A 13,604-nucleotide genomic window follows, 5' to 3' on the forward strand; every position below is an offset into this window, starting at 1 on the left:
AAAGCCCGCGGTCCTACAGCTCCGGGGCCTGGGACAGCAGGCTGCCGCCCCAGTGGCTCTCCAGGGCGCGCTCGACGGCGGCGCCGACGCGGTAGCAGCGGTCGTCGGCGAGCACCGGGGCCATGATCTGGAGGCCGACCGGCATGCCGTCCTCGTCGGCGAGGCCGACCGGCACCGACATGGCGGCGTTGCCCGCGAGGTTGGACGGGATGGTGCACAGGTCGGCGAGGTACATCGCCATCGGGTCGTCGGCGCGCTCGCCGATCGGGAACGCCGTGGTCGGCGTGGTCGGCGAGACCAGGACGTCGACCTGCTGGTAGGCGGCCTCGAACTCGCGCGCGATGACGGTGCGGACCTTCTGAGCCTGCCCGTAGTAGGCGTCGTAGTAGCCGCTGGACAGCGCGTACGTGCCCAGCATGATGCGCCGCTTGACCTCGGGGCCGAAGCCGGCGGCGCGGGTCAGCGCCATGACCTCCTCGGCGCTGCGGCTGCCGTCGTCGCCGACGCGCAGGCCGTAGCGCATGGCGTCGAAGCGGGCCAGGTTGGACGAGCACTCCGACGGCGCGATCAGGTAGTAGGCCGGCAGCGCCGTGGTGAACGACGGGCAGGACACCTCGACCACGGTGGCGCCCAGCGACTCCAGCAGTTTGACGGCCTCGTGGTAGCGGGCCAGCACGCCGGTCTGGTAGCCCTCGCCGGAGAACTCCTTGACGACGCCGACGCGCAGGCCGGCGATGTCGGGGTTGCGGGCCGCCTCGACCACGCTCGGGACGGGCGCGTCGATGGAGGTGGAGTCCATCGGGTCGTGGCCGGAGAACGCCTCGTGCAGCAGCGCCGCGTCGAGCACGTTGCGGGCGAAGGGGCCCGGCGTGTCGAGCGAGCTGGCGAAGGCGATGAGGCCGTAGCGGGACGAGCCGCCGTAGGTCGGCTTCATGCCCACGATGCCGGTGACCGAGGCCGGCTGCCGGATCGAGCCGCCGGTGTCGGTGCCGGTGGACAGCGGCGCCTCGTAGGCCGCCACCGCGGCGCTGGAGCCGCCGGAGGAGCCGCCGGGCACCCGCGTCAGGTCCCACGGGTTGCGGGTGACGTGGTAGGCGGAGTTCTCCGTCGAGGAGCCCATGGCGAACTCGTCGAGGTTGGTCTTGCCGAGGATGACCAGCCCGGCCTCGCGCAGGCGGGCGGTGACGGTCGCGTCGTAGGGCGGTCGCCAGCCCTCCAGGATCCTGGACGCGGCCGTGGTCGGCATGTCGCGGGTGGTGAAGATGTCCTTGTGCGCGATCGGCACGCCGGCCAGCGGGCCCAGCTTCTCGCCCGCGCGCAGCCGGGCGTCTACCGCCCGCGCCTGCTCCAGCGTCACCTCGCGGTCGACGTGCAGGAACGCCTGGACCTTGGGCTCCACCTCGGCCATGCGGTCGAGGTGCGCCTCGGCCACCTCGACGGCCGACACCTCGCCCGCGGCGATCATCGATCCGAGCTCGGCGGCGGTCTTGCGGATGAGACTCATGCCTCCTCCCCGAGGATGCGCGGCACCTGGAAGCGGTCGTCCTCGACGGCGGGCGCGCCGGAGAGCGCCTGCTCGGGGGTCAGGGACGGCCGCGCCTCGTCGGCACGGAAGACATTGGTGAGCGGAAGCGCGTGCGACGAAGGCGGAACGTCCTCGGCGGCGACCTCGGCCACCTTCGCGACCGACTCGATGATGGCATCGAGCTGGGTGGCGTAGTGGTCGAGCTCGTCGTCCGTGAGCGCCAGCCTGGACAACCGGGCCAGGTGTGCGACCTCGTCGCGGGTTATGGCGGACATGAGTCGTTTAACCCGTTTCGTGGATGGAGTCTTTGGACACTGCCATCCTAGGGGGCTTGACGCAGCGCACCCGAACGATTAACCCCCTGGCAACATCCGCGCGGCGATCGGTGGAAGCGCTCCCACGACGTGCGGCGGCACCATGGTCAGGCGGTGTGCGTCACCTCGGGCTGGTAGCCGTACTCGGGGGCTCCCGCGCGCTCGCGCAGCCAGGCCGTGATCTCCGCGGCCGGCATCGGCTCGCCGAACAGCCACCCCTGCCCCACGTCGCAGCCCATCTCGGCGAGCCGCATGGCGACGTCGTCCGACTCGACGCCCTCCGCGACCGAGCGCAGCCCGAGCGAGCGCACGAGGTCGACGATCGAGCGGACGATCCGGTCGTCGTCCTCGGACTCGGCGATCCTGCGGACGAACGAGGCGTCGATCTTGACCTCGGACACCGCCAGCCGCTGCAGCCGGATGAGGGAGGAGTAGCCGGTGCCGAAGTCGTCCAGCGACAGCGGCACGCCCAGCGTGGCCAGCGCCTTGATCGTCTCCTGCGTGTAGGCCTGGTCGCCGGTCAGGATGCGCTCGGTCACCTCCAGCTGGATGGCGGCGGGCGGCAGCCCGTAGCGGGCCAGGCCCACCTCCAGTTGCTCGGGCAGCGCCGAGTCGAGCAGGTCGCGGGCCGAGATGTTGACCGAGACCGGCACCCGCAGCCCGCCGTGCCACCAGCTCGCGGCCTGCGCCAGCGCCTCCTCGATCACGTACGCCGTGAGCTGCCGCATCAGGTAGGACTGCTCCGCCAGCGGCACGAACTCCGACGGCGGGATCATCCCGTGCACCGGATGCCGCCAGCGCAGCAGCGCCTCCACGCCTCGCACCGCACCGCTGTCCAGCCCGACCTCGGGCTGGTAGTGCAGCCGCAGCTCGCCGCCGTCGATGGCGCGGCGCAGGTCACCGAGTAACGTCAGCCGCTCGGGCGAGTTGCGGTCCTTGTCCGGCTGGTAGAGCTCGACGCCGGTGCGCCCCTCCTTGGCGAGGTACATCGCCACGTCGGCGCGCTGGAGCAGCAGCTCGAAGTCGGGGGCGTGGTCCGGGTAGAGCGCGATGCCGACCGAGGCGTCCACGTCGAACGTCATGCCCTCCAGCCGCACCGGCTCGGTCAGCGCCGCGCGCAGCCGGGCGGCGACCTCGCGGGCCGCGTGGGTGTCGCGGATCGAGGGCAGCAGCACGGCGAACTCGTCGCCGCCCAGCCTCGCCACCACGTCGCCTGGCCGCACGGAGTGGGTCAGGCGGTGCGCGACCATCTGCAGCAGCCGGTCGCCCACCGGGTGGCCCATCGTGTCGTTGACCTCCTTGAACCGGTCGAGGTCGAGCAGGAACAGGCCGACCCGTTCGTCCTGGCGGGCCTCGGCCAGCGCCTCCTCGGTGCTCACGATGAGCATCTTGCGGTTGGGCAGGCCGGTCAGCTCGTCGTGCAGCGCCTGGTGGTCGCGGCGCATGGACAGCGTGGCGGTGAAGTAGACGGCCGCGAGCGGCGCGACGAACAGCGGCACGAGGCCGGGCGTGTGGTTCATGACCACGACGACCAGCGGCGCCGTGCCGAGCAGCGCGACGTAGACGAGGCTCTGCGGCCCCACGGTGACCCGCAGCACGCGCACGATGGAGCGCCGCTCGTGCAGCGCGACCGCGCCGCAGACGAGGGTGGCGCGGGTGGCGAAGTAGGCGATCCCGGCCAGCGCGATCGGCACCAGGCCGGGCACGTCGGGCTCCCAGGGCATGGCCGGGCTCGGCGCGATGCCGAACGCTCCCAGGACCACGGCCGCGGCGGTGAGCGCGAGGGTCGACTGCGCGATGTTGAACATGACCCGGTGCCACGCCTTGCGCGTCAGCACGCCGTTGAGCGCGACCGCGACGGCCTGCAGCAGCACCGCGACCGGCAGCCCGTAGTGCAGCAGCACGGCGAAGGTGAACATGGTGGACGGGTAGGTGCCGCCCACCGAGGCGGCGGAGGACACCATCACGGGCCGCAGCTCGCCGAGGATCACGAGGACCACCAGCACCCAGAACAGTGCGGTGCGGGCCAGCGCCATGAGCCCTGTGGCGTCGAGCCTGAGCATGGCCACCAGCAGGGCGGTGAAGCCGATCACCGTGATGCCGGCGAGGAACGCCCAGAGCGGCGTGCCGGCGCGTGGTCCGATGTCGCGGGTGTCGGTTGGGTCAGTCATCGATAACAGAACCCCCATTAGGTCACTATGGGAGGGTACGACCTTCAGCCCACTTCGCGAAACCAAGCGCGTACGGTCCGTAGTTCTCCTTTCCGACATATACCCAAAAAGCACCCTGGGTAGCAAACCATGCCCGGTCCGTACCGGACCCGCCCCCGCCCGCCCGGCACCCACCGCCCGCGCTCTGGCGAGGGCCGCCCGCGCTCAAGGGCGGGGACCCCGCATCGCGCTCAAGGGCGGGGACCCCGCATCGCGCTCAAGGGCGGGGGCCCCGCGCCGCGCTCACGCCTCCGGCTTGACCGCCGCCTCGGCGGCCGCCTCCGGCCCCTCCTTCAGCAGCACCTCGAACCCGGCCCCATCCAGGATCGGCACCCCGAGCGTGACCGCCTTGTCGTATTTCGACCCCGCGTTGTCCCCCGCGATCAGGAACGACGTCTTCTTCGACACCGACGAGGCCACCTTCCCGCCCAGGGCGGCGATCGCGTCGGAGGCCGAGTCGCGGGTGTAGCCCTCCAGGGTGCCCGTCACCACGAACGTCAGCCCGTCGAGCGTCTGCGGCCCCTTCTCCGGCGCGGGCTCGTCCTCCATCCGCACCCCGGCGGCCCGCCACCGCTCGATGATCTCCCGGTGCCAGTCGACCTCGAACCACTCCTTGATCGTCGCCGCCACGCGCGGCCCGATGCCCTCGATCGCGGCCAGCTCCTCCTCCGAGGCGTTCATGATCGCGTCGATCGAGCGCAGGGCGCCCGCGAGGTCGCGCGCCGTGGGCGGCCCGACGTGCCGGATCGACAGCGCCACCAGGAGCTGCGCGAGCGGCACCTGCTTGGCCCGCTCCAGCTCCTCGATGAGCAGCCGCGCCCCGGCGCTGGGCTCGCCGTTCTGGTTGGAGAAGAGGGTGACGACCTTCTGCTCGCCGGTCTTCGGGTCGATCTTGGGCAGGCCCGAGTCGGGGTCGCGGACCACCGACTTGATGGGCAGCAACTGCTCCAGCGTGAGGTCGAACAGGTCGGCCTCGGTGCGCACCGCGGGCTGCTGCGGCGGCAGCGGCTGGGAGAGCGCGGTGGCCGCGACGTAGCCGAGCCCGTCGATGTCGAGCGCCCGCCGCCCAGCCGCGAAGTAGACGCGCTCGCGGATCTGCGCCGGGCAGCTCCGGGCGTTGGGGCAGCGCAGGTCGGCGTCGCCCTCCTTCTCGTACGCGAGCCGCGTGCCGCACTCAGGGCAGTGCGTCGGCATGACGAACTCCCGCTCGGACCCGTCGCGCAGCGCCGTCACCGGGCCCACCACCTCGGGGATGACGTCGCCCGCCTTCCGCAGCACCACCGTGTCGCCGATGAGCACGCCCTTCTTCTGCACGATCGCGGCGTTGTGCAGCGTCGCCCGCTCGACCGTGGACCCGGACACCACCACGGGCTCCATCACCGCGAACGGCGTCACCCGCCCGGTGCGCCCCACCCCCACCTGGATGTCGAGCAGCTTGGTGTTGACCTCCTCCGGCGGGTATTTGAAGGCCATCGCCCACCGCGGCGCGCGCGAGGTCGAGCCCAGCTCGCGCTGCGTGCGGAAGTCGTCGATCTTGACGACCACGCCGTCGATCTCGTACGCCGGGTCGTGCCGGTGCACCCGGTAGTGCTCGATGAACGCGTTGACGTCGGTGAGCGTCGGCACCACCTTGTAGAGGTCGCTGACCGGCAGCCCGAACTCGCGCAGCCGCGCGTAGGTCTCCGACTGGGTGCGCGGCTCGGCCGCCCCCTCCCAGACGCCGACGCCGTGCACCAGCATCCGCAGCGGCCGCTGCGCGGTGACGCGCGGATCCTTCTGCCGCAGCGTGCCCGCGGCGGAGTTGCGCGGGTTGGCGAAGGGCGCCTTGCCCTGCTCGACGAGCTGCTCGTTGAGCCGCTTGAAGCCCTCGACCGGGATGTAGACCTCGCCGCGCACCTCGACCAGGCTCGGCACGTCGTCGCCGGTGAGCCGGTGGGGCACACCCTGGATCGTGCGCACGTTCTCCGTCACGTCGTCGCCGGTGCGCCCGTCGCCGCGGGTGGCGCCCCGCTCCAGCCTGCCGTCGCGGTAGACCAGCGCGATGGCCAGGCCGTCGATCTTCAGCTCGCACAGGTAGGGCCCGGGGTCGCCCTCGGCCAGCCGCTCGGCGCGGGCCTGCCAGGCCGCCATGTCCTCGGCGGTGAAGGCGTTGTCGAGGCTCTCCATCCTGGCCAGGTGCTGGACCTTGGCGAAGTCTCCCGACGGCGCCGCGCCCACCTTCTGGGTCGGCGAGTCGGGCGTCTGCAACGACGGGTGCGCCTCCTCCAGGGCCAGCAGCTCCTTGAACCACTCGTCGAACTGCGCGTCACTGACCGTCGGCTGGCTGAGCACGTAGTAGCGCCAGCGCGCGTCCTCGACCAGATCGCTCAGCTCGGCGTGCCGCTTGAGCGCGGCCACGGGCACGCCCCCGACCTCGGTGCTGGACTCGCTCACGCGGGCTCTCCTTCCGTACGGCAACCTGAGCAAACGCTACCGCCGGGCACCGACAATGCCACTCTCCCGGAGGTGTGCGCCGCCGACCGTTCCGTTCGTCAGCTCTCGCCGCCCGCCGGATCGTCCTTGAGCACGCGGGCGGCCCTGCGGCAGGCGGCCAGCGCCGCCCGCGCGTACGCCGGCGAGGCCCCGGCCAGCCCGCACGCGGGCGTGAGCACGACCCGCCCGGCCAGCTCGTCAGGCGCGAACCCGAGCCGCCGCCACAGCTCGACCGCCGGCCTGGCGACCGCCCCCAGGCCGGGCAGCCGGTTGCCCACGCCGGGCACGACCCCCAGGAACAGCGTCATCCCGGCCTCGACCAGCTCGCCCAGCTCGTCCTCGTCGCGCCGCCGCAGCAGGGAGGCGTCCACGGAGACCCCGCGCGCCTTGGCCCGCCGCAGCAGCGCGAACGGGACCGCGGGCGCGCAGCAGTGCACCACCGGCTCGCCGAACAGCCGCAGCGACTCCTCCACCCGCCACTCCTCCACGGCGGCCAGCCGCCCGAACCCGGACGCCGTCGGCACCGTGCCGGTCAGCGCCCCCGGGAGGCCCGGCTCGTCGAGCTGCAGCACGATCTCCGTCACGCCGGGCAGCCGCCGCCGCACCTCGGCGCAGTGGTCGGCCACGCCCTGCGCCAGCGAGGCCGTGAGGTCGCGCACGGCCCCCGCGTCGGCGAGCATCTTGTCGCCGTACCGCAGCTCGATCGCCCCGGCCAGCGTCCACGGCCCGCACACCTGCAGCTTGAGCGGCCCCTCGTAGCCGTGGCCGATCTCCTCCAGCCCGTCGAGGTCGCGCCGCAGGTGGTCGACGGCCCGCTGGTGGTCCCGGCCGGGCCGGTCGGCGATCCGCCACCCCGACGGCTGCACCTCGACCGGCAGGTCGACCAGCAGCGAGGCGGTCCGGCCGACCAGGTCGGCGCCGACGCCGCGCGCGGGCAGCTCGGGCAGGTAGGGCAGGCCGGGCACCTCACCGAACACGACCCTGATGGCCTCAAGATGATCGTCGCCCGGGTGCGAGCCGATCCCGGTGGCTTCCCACGTTGACATGGCACAAGCGTAGGCTCTCCGTCATGGAGCTCACGAAATACGGTCACGCCTGCGTCCGGCTGGAGAAGGACGGCAAGGTCCTCGTCATCGACCCGGGCGCTTTCACCCAGGACCCGGTGCTCGACGGCGCCGACGCCGTGCTGATCACGCACGAGCACTTCGACCACGTGGACGTGGCCAAGTTGCGGGCCGCCTCGCCCGGTCTGGAGATCCACACCTGTGAGGGCGTGGCTGCCCAGCTGTCCGAGGTGCCGGCCAAGGTGCAGGTGGTGCGCGACGGCGACGCCTTCGAGACGGCCGGTTTCCGGGTGCGGGTGTTCGGGGAGCGGCACGCGTTCAACCACCCCGACATGGCGATCGTGCAGAACGTCGGTTTTCTGGTGGACGACGAGGTCTTCTACCCCGGCGACGCCCTGACCGTGCCCCCCGCCGAGGTGCCCACGCTGCTGGTGCCGACCGGCGCGCCGTGGCTGAAGCTGGCGGAGACGGTGGAATATCTGCGTACGGTGCGGCCGGCGCGTGCCTACTCGACGCACGACGCGCTCTACAGCGACATCGGGCTCGCGCTGGTCGACAACTGGCTGAAGCTGGAGGCCGACAAGCAGGGCGCCGACATCCGCCGCCTCGCGGTCGGCGAGTCGGTGACCCTCTGACCGGTCAGTCCCTGCTCGCGGACCTGATCGTGGCCGAGCCGATGACCGCGTCGCCGGAGTAGAGCACGGCCGCCTGGCCCGCCGCCACTCCGGTGGCCGGGCGGTCGAGGTCGATGCGCAGGCCGCCGGCGACCTCCGCGAACCGGCAGCCGTAGACCTCGCCGTGGGCCCTGAGCTGGACGGTGAGGTCGTCGCGCCGGTCGGGGCCGTTCCAGACGGGGGCGCCGCAGTGGATCGTGGTGACCTCCAGCGCCGAACGCGGCCCGACCGTGACGGTGTTGCTCACCGGCTCGATGGACAGCACGTAGCGCGGCCGGCCGTCGGGCGCGGGCCGGTCGATGCGCAGGCCCTTGCGCTGCCCCACGGTGAACCCGTGGGCGCCCTGGTGGCTGCCCACGACCGCGCCCTCCTCGTCGAGGATGGGGCCCTCGGCCGAGCCCAGCCGCTCGGCGAGGAAGCCGCGCGTGTCGCCGTCGGCGATGAAGCAGATGTCGTGGCTGTCGGGCTTGTCGGCGACGGTCAGGCCGCGCCGGGCCGCCTCGGCGCGCACCTCGGCCTTGGTCGAGTCGCCGAGCGGGAAGATCGCGTGGGCGAGCTGCTCACGGGTGAGCACGCCCAGCACGTACGACTGGTCCTTGCCCTGGTCGGGGCTCCTGGACAGCACGCCGCCGGCCAGCCGGGCGTGGTGGCCGGTCGCCACGGCGTCGAAGCCGAGCGCCAGCGCGCGGTCGAGCACCGCCGCGAACTTGATCTTCTCGTTGCAGCGCAGGCACGGGTTGGGCGTGCGGCCGGCGGCGTATTCGGCGACGAAGTCCTCGATCACGTCGCGCTGGAAACGCTCGGCCATGTCCCAGATGTAGAAGGGGATGCCGATCACGTCGGCCGCCCGGCGGGCGTCGCGGGAGTCCTCGACCGTGCAGCAGCCCCGGGCGCCCGTGCGATGGGATTGGGGGTTGGCCGACAGGGCGAGGTGAACACCGGTGACGTCGTGACCTGCCTCGGCGATGCGCGCGGCGGCCACGGCTGAGTCGACGCCGCCCGACATGGCGGCAAGCACACGCAGTCCCATGACCTCCCCAGCGTACTGTCCGGCGCGGGGTGCGCGAGCGCGCCCTCGGTCTGCGAGGATTCAGCCCATGCGACTATTCGGGCGCAAGGACGCCGAGGACGACGGCGGCGGGTCATCCGAGGACGGGCTCGCCGGATTCTGGACGTGGTGGCAGGAGACCAGACCGGCCGTCGACGCGCTGGTGGCCGCGGGCGACACCGCCGGGCTGGAGGACCTGATGGCGCCCGCCGTGGCGGCCGTGCACCCCGACCTGGTGTGGGAGATCGCGCCCGGCCGCAACGCCATGCACGCCCTGGTGGTCACGTCGGCGGGCGACGCCGAGCTGCGCCCGCTCGCGCACCGCTGGGCCAAGGCCGCCCCGCCGGCCGACCTGCTGTGGGAGTTCCATCCGTCGCGGCAGGCCAACCCGCAGGCGGCCGAGCTGACGCTCGACGTGGGCGGGTTCGAGTTCGCGCTGGACAAGCTCCTGCTCGGTCTGCGGGTGCCGCGCAACCAGCCGCGCGTGGACGTCGCCGCCTACCATCCGATCTTCGCCGAGCTCGACGAGGACGTCCGGCTGGACGCCGCGCTGCTCGCCCTCGACTGGCTCCTCGGCGAGGACGAGGTGGCGCGGTGGGTGGGCGAGATCACGGCGGTGACGTTCGAGCCGATCGACGCCGTGGCCGCCGCGCACCTGCCCGCCGTGGTCGCCGACCTCGCCTCCGGCTACGACGAGGAGGAGTGGGTGCTGCTGGAGGGCCGGACGGCCGGCGGCGCGCCGCTGGTGGCCACCGCCCGCTACCCGCTGCGGCCGGTCGACCATCCGCTGTTCGACCAGCACATCGCGATCACGCTCCCGTACGCGCACCGCGACGAGGCCGGGCTGCCGATCGGCGAGTCGCTGACCGCATTGCGCGACTTCGAGGAGCGGCTGGCCGCCCGCCTGCTCAAGCTGCGCGACGACGCGGTGCTGGCCGCGCATCTGAGCGCCGAGGGGCAGCGGACCATCCACGTCTACGCCGACGCGACCGGCGACGCCGCGATCCACGCGAAGGAGCTGATCGTGAGCTGGGAGGAGGGCGAGCCCCGGGTGGACGTCGCCACCGACCCCGCCTGGACGGCCGTCTCGCCGTTCCTCAGCTAGCCCTCGGCCCGCCCTCAGCTCAGGCCGGCCCTGCGGGCGCGTTCGACGGCGGCGGGCAGCACCTCGATCAGGCGGTCGATGTCCTCCCTGGTCGAGGTGTGGCCGAGCGAGAAGCGCAGCGAGCCCCTGGCCGCGGCGGCCTCGGCCCCCATGGCGAGCAGCACGTGCGAGGGCTGGGCCACGCCCGCCGAGCAGGCCGAGCCGGTCGAGCACTCCACGCCCTTGGCGTCGAGCAGCATGAGCAGCGCGTCGCCCTCGCAGCCGGGGAAGGAGAAGTGGGCGTTGCCCGGCAGGCGTTCGGTGGGATGGCCGTTGAGCACGACGCCGGGGACGGCCCGGCGGACCCGTTCGATCAGCTCGTCGCGGAGCGCGGTCAGGCGGCGGCTCTGCTCCTCCTGGCGGGCGACGGCGGTGTGGACGGCCGCCGCGAGCCCCGCGATGGCGGGCGCGTCGAGGGTGCCGGAGCGTACGTCGCGCTCCTGGCCGCCGCCGTGCTGGACCGGCACCGGCGTCAGGCCGCGGGCCAGCAGCAGCGCGCCTGCCCCCATCGGGCCGCCGACCTTGTGCCCGGTGAGCGTGAGCGCGTCGGCCCCGGAGGTGGCGAACGACACCGGCAGTTGCCCCACGGCCTGCACCGCGTCGGTGTGGAACGGGATGCCGTGGTCGTGGGCGACGGCCGCGAGCACGTGGAGCGGCTGGACGGTGCCGACCTCGTTGTTGGCCCACATGACGCTGATCACGGCGACGTCGTCGGGGTCGCGCTCGACGGCGGCCCGCAGCGTGTCGGGGTGCACCATGCCGTGCTCGTCGACCTCCAGCAGCTCGACCTCGGCGCCCTGGCTCTCGGCGAGCCAGTGGGCGGGGTCGAGCGCGGCGTGGTGCTCGATGGCGCTGAGCAGCACCCGCCGGCGGGGGCGGCGCGCCCAGTAGAGGCCCTTGATCGCCAGGTTGTCGGCCTCGGTGCCGCCGGAGGTGAACACGACCTCGCTGGGCCGGGCGCCGAGCGCGCCGGCGATGCTCTCGCGTGACTCCTCGACCACCCGGCGCGTCCGGCGGCCGGCCGCGTGCAGCGAGGAAGGGTTTCCGACCCGCCGGAGTTGCTCCGTCATGGCCTCGATCGCCTCGGGCAGCATGGGCGTGGTCGCCGCATGATCAAGATAGGCCGACGGTCTGGTCACCCGCCCAGGGTATCTTGTTTGCGACTGTACCGTCCGGCCGGTACAGTAGGAGGCATGCGAAGGGACGAGCTTTTGGACGCGGCGGAGGAGATCCTCTGCGACCAGGGCTCGGCCGCGCTCACCCTCTCCGCGGTGGCCGACCGGGCCGGCGTCAGCAAGGGCGGGCTGCTCTACCACTTCAGCTCGAAGGAAGCCCTGATCAAGGGCATGGTCGAGCGGCTGATCGAGGATTTCGACCAGCTCATGGCGGACCAGCCCGACGGCACCTACACCGAGCGCTACCTGGGGGCGACCCTGGCCGCGGTGCGCACGGGCCGGCTGCGACGCTGGGCCGTGGTCACCAGCGCGTCGGGAAACCTGTTCCTGCTCGCGCCGCTGCGCGAGGCGATGGCCCGCTGGCATCGCGAGGGCCTGGAGGCGGAGCCCGACCCGGTGACGTCGCAGATCGTCCGGCTCGCCTGTGAAGGGCTGTGGGATCTCGCCAGCCACGACCCGGAGCTGAACACCGAGTCCGACCTGCGGACCCTGGAGTCGCGCCTGCGGGCGCTGCTCGCGCCCGCCTGACGCCCCGGCCCCGCGACCCCTCGCCGCCCCGCCCGCGGCCCTCCCTCTCCAGGCCGGCCGGTCCCTGGAATTTCCTCCCCCCTCATCCCGTTCCACCGTCCTGCCCGTCCTCTCCGTCCCACCCGTCCCACCCGTCCCGTCGCCAGTGCTCGTCCGGCGTCGGGGGCTCGGCGTGTCCCCCCGCGCGAACGTTCTCGTTGGCGTGCCCGAAATATCCCCATAAGTAGCTTTCTGTGGAAGGTGTTGCCGTATGACCCGCGCCCTGAGGAGTGCCCGTTACGGGGCGGTCCTCACTTTCGTCCTTGCCGGCCTGATGGTGGGCACGATGACCGTGCGCATCCCGGCGCTGACCGACAAACTCGGGCTTTCCGAGTCCACGGTCGGCGCCGTCCTGCTGGTCTGGGGCCTCGGCGCCCTGGTCACCATGCAGAGCATGCGCCGCGTCATGGCCCGGCTGGGCAGCGGGACGGTCCTGCGGGTCGGCGGCCCCCTGACCGCGCTCTCCCTGGTCGCCGTGGCCCTCGCCCCCGACCTGCCGCTGCTCATGGTGGCCGTCGCGTTCTTCGGCATGGCGTTCGGCATGGTGGACGTGGCCATGAACGCCCAGGGCTCCACGGTCGAGCAGGCGTACGGCCGGCCGCTGATGAACGGCATGCACGCCGGCTGGTGCGTCGGCGCGATCACGGCGGGCGCCGCCGGCAGCCTGTCCATCGCCGCCGGCCTGTCGTTCACCGCCAACGTGGCGCTGGTCGGCCTGGTCTCGCTGCCGCTCATGGTCGCGGTCGGCCGGACGTACCTGCCCGAGGCCCCCGCCGCCGGGCGCTCCGCCGCCGCCGGCCGCCGGCGCCTGCCGCCGATCGTCTACCTGCTCGGCGCGATCATGTTCTTCGCCTTCATGGTGGAGGGCACGGTCGCCGACTGGAACGGCCTCTACCTGCGCGACGAACTCGGCGCCCCCGAGGCCCTGGCCGCGCTCGGCTACCCCGTCTTCGAGGCGGGCATGCTGATCGCCCGGCTCACCGGCGACCGCCTGCGCGTCAGGTACGGCGTGCGCGGCATGCTGACCGTCTCCGGCCTGGCCACGGCCGGCTTCTTCGCGCTCGTGCTGCTCGCCCCCGCGGCCCTGGTGGCGGTGGGCGCGATGTTCTTCGTCGGCCTCGGCGTGGCGACGATCTCGCCGCTGACGCTGTCCCTGGCCGGCACGGCGACCGCGACCCCCGGCCCCGCGATCGCCCAGGCGGGCGCGATGGGGTACGCGGGCCTGCTGCTGGGCCCGGTGGTGATCGGCTTCCTGTCGGACGCCACCACGCTGCGTACCGCGCTCGGCATCGGCGTCGTCCTCGGCCTGCTGATCGCCCTGGCCGGCCGCATGCTCCCGCGCCGCGAACCGGCCGTGGTCAGCACGCTCCCCGTCACCAGGGAGCGGGAGCCCGCCGCCGCCTGACCCGCG

General features: G+C 73.0%; 11 protein-coding genes. 4 read left to right on the top strand and 7 right to left on the bottom strand.

All coding sequences use genetic code 11. The features are described from left to right. Nucleotides 1-13: 13 nt before the first annotated feature. The 5 genes from gatA to Nocox_RS35360 all read right to left on the bottom strand — a co-directional run bounded on the left by gatA (nt 14) and on the right by Nocox_RS35360 (nt 7,567). On the bottom strand, nt 14-1,504 hold the full coding sequence (gene gatA / locus Nocox_RS35340) for an Asp-tRNA(Asn)/Glu-tRNA(Gln) amidotransferase subunit GatA (protein WP_020544022.1): 1,491 nt from the start codon (nt 1,502-1,504) through the stop codon (nt 14-16). Beyond that, nucleotides 1,501-1,800 (bottom strand): Asp-tRNA(Asn)/Glu-tRNA(Gln) amidotransferase subunit GatC, encoded by a 300-nt coding sequence (gene gatC / locus Nocox_RS35345; protein ID WP_020544023.1) that lies wholly within the window; start codon nt 1,798-1,800, stop codon nt 1,501-1,503. The genes gatA and gatC overlap by 4 nt, the downstream gene beginning before the upstream one ends. Nucleotides 1,801-1,946: 146 nt before the next feature. Continuing rightward, the gene (locus tag Nocox_RS35350) at nt 1,947-4,010 is read right to left on the bottom strand and encodes a putative bifunctional diguanylate cyclase/phosphodiesterase (RefSeq protein ID WP_020544024.1); all 2,064 of its coding nucleotides are present in this window, start codon (nt 4,008-4,010) and stop codon (nt 1,947-1,949) included. A gap of 282 nt (nt 4,011-4,292) precedes the next feature. Continuing rightward, nucleotides 4,293-6,482 carry an NAD-dependent DNA ligase LigA gene (gene ligA / locus Nocox_RS35355; RefSeq protein WP_020544025.1) on the bottom strand — a complete coding sequence of 730 codons (2,190 nt, stop codon included), beginning with the start codon at nt 6,480-6,482 and terminating at the stop codon, nt 4,293-4,295. 98 nt (nt 6,483-6,580) lie between these two features. Then, a complete protein-coding gene (locus tag Nocox_RS35360) occupies nt 6,581-7,567 on the bottom strand; it encodes a methionine synthase (RefSeq protein WP_020544026.1) in 987 nt (328 codons plus the stop codon). A gap of 23 nt (nt 7,568-7,590) precedes the next feature. Between Nocox_RS35360 and Nocox_RS35365 the strand changes: the two genes are divergently transcribed. Beyond that, nucleotides 7,591-8,220 (top strand): MBL fold metallo-hydrolase, encoded by a 630-nt coding sequence (locus Nocox_RS35365; RefSeq protein WP_020544027.1) that lies wholly within the window; start codon nt 7,591-7,593, stop codon nt 8,218-8,220. Nucleotides 8,221-8,224: 4 nt separating this feature from the next. Here the strand turns inward: Nocox_RS35365 and mnmA are convergent, their stop codons facing one another. Then, a complete protein-coding gene (gene mnmA, locus Nocox_RS35370; RefSeq protein WP_026214500.1) occupies nt 8,225-9,289 on the bottom strand; it encodes a tRNA 2-thiouridine(34) synthase MnmA in 1,065 nt (354 codons plus the stop codon). A 67-nt stretch (nt 9,290-9,356) separates the two neighbouring features. Here mnmA and Nocox_RS35375 point away from each other — a divergent pair, with 67 nt between their 5' ends. Then, nucleotides 9,357-10,412 (top strand): DUF695 domain-containing protein, encoded by a 1,056-nt coding sequence (locus Nocox_RS35375; protein WP_020544029.1) that lies wholly within the window; start codon nt 9,357-9,359, stop codon nt 10,410-10,412. Nucleotides 10,413-10,426: 14 nt separating this feature from the next. Here Nocox_RS35375 and Nocox_RS35380 read toward each other — a convergent pair whose 3' ends face one another. Beyond that, nucleotides 10,427-11,545 carry a cysteine desulfurase family protein gene (locus Nocox_RS35380; RefSeq protein WP_020544030.1) on the bottom strand — a complete coding sequence of 373 codons (1,119 nt, stop codon included), beginning with the start codon at nt 11,543-11,545 and terminating at the stop codon, nt 10,427-10,429. A 99-nt stretch (nt 11,546-11,644) separates the two neighbouring features. On the opposite strand from Nocox_RS35380, the gene Nocox_RS35385 reads away from it, so the two are divergent. Continuing rightward, complete coding sequence (locus tag Nocox_RS35385) at nt 11,645-12,154, top strand: TetR/AcrR family transcriptional regulator (RefSeq protein ID WP_026214502.1); 510 nt, start codon at nt 11,645-11,647, stop codon at nt 12,152-12,154. 250 nt (nt 12,155-12,404) lie between these two features. Continuing rightward, nucleotides 12,405-13,598, top strand: a complete 1,194-nt coding sequence (locus tag Nocox_RS35390) for an MFS transporter (protein WP_020544032.1) — start codon at nt 12,405-12,407, stop codon at nt 13,596-13,598. Nucleotides 13,599-13,604 lie beyond the last annotated feature (6 nt).

It is taken from the genome of Nonomuraea coxensis DSM 45129 (assembly GCF_019397265.1).
Lineage (GTDB): Bacteria > Actinomycetota > Actinomycetes > Streptosporangiales > Streptosporangiaceae > Nonomuraea > Nonomuraea coxensis.

Coding starts and splice junctions, on each gene's coding strand:
- gatA (WP_020544022.1), bottom strand. CDS start 1,504: ATGAGTCTCATCCGCAAGACCGCCGCCGAGCTCGGATCGATGATCGCC.
- gatC (WP_020544023.1), bottom strand. CDS start 1,800: ATGTCCGCCATAACCCGCGACGAGGTCGCACACCTGGCCCGGTTGTCC.
- Nocox_RS35350 (WP_020544024.1), bottom strand. CDS start 4,010: ATGACTGACCCAACCGACACCCGCGACATCGGACCACGCGCCGGCACG.
- Nocox_RS35360 (WP_020544026.1), bottom strand. CDS start 7,567: ATGTCAACGTGGGAAGCCACCGGGATCGGCTCGCACCCGGGCGACGAT.
- Nocox_RS35365 (WP_020544027.1), top strand. CDS start 7,591: ATGGAGCTCACGAAATACGGTCACGCCTGCGTCCGGCTGGAGAAGGAC.
- mnmA (WP_026214500.1), bottom strand. CDS start 9,289: ATGGGACTGCGTGTGCTTGCCGCCATGTCGGGCGGCGTCGACTCAGCC.
- Nocox_RS35375 (WP_020544029.1), top strand. CDS start 9,357: ATGCGACTATTCGGGCGCAAGGACGCCGAGGACGACGGCGGCGGGTCA.
- Nocox_RS35380 (WP_020544030.1), bottom strand. CDS start 11,545: ATGCTGCCCGAGGCGATCGAGGCCATGACGGAGCAACTCCGGCGGGTC.
- Nocox_RS35385 (WP_026214502.1), top strand. CDS start 11,645: ATGCGAAGGGACGAGCTTTTGGACGCGGCGGAGGAGATCCTCTGCGAC.
- Nocox_RS35390 (WP_020544032.1), top strand. CDS start 12,405: ATGACCCGCGCCCTGAGGAGTGCCCGTTACGGGGCGGTCCTCACTTTC.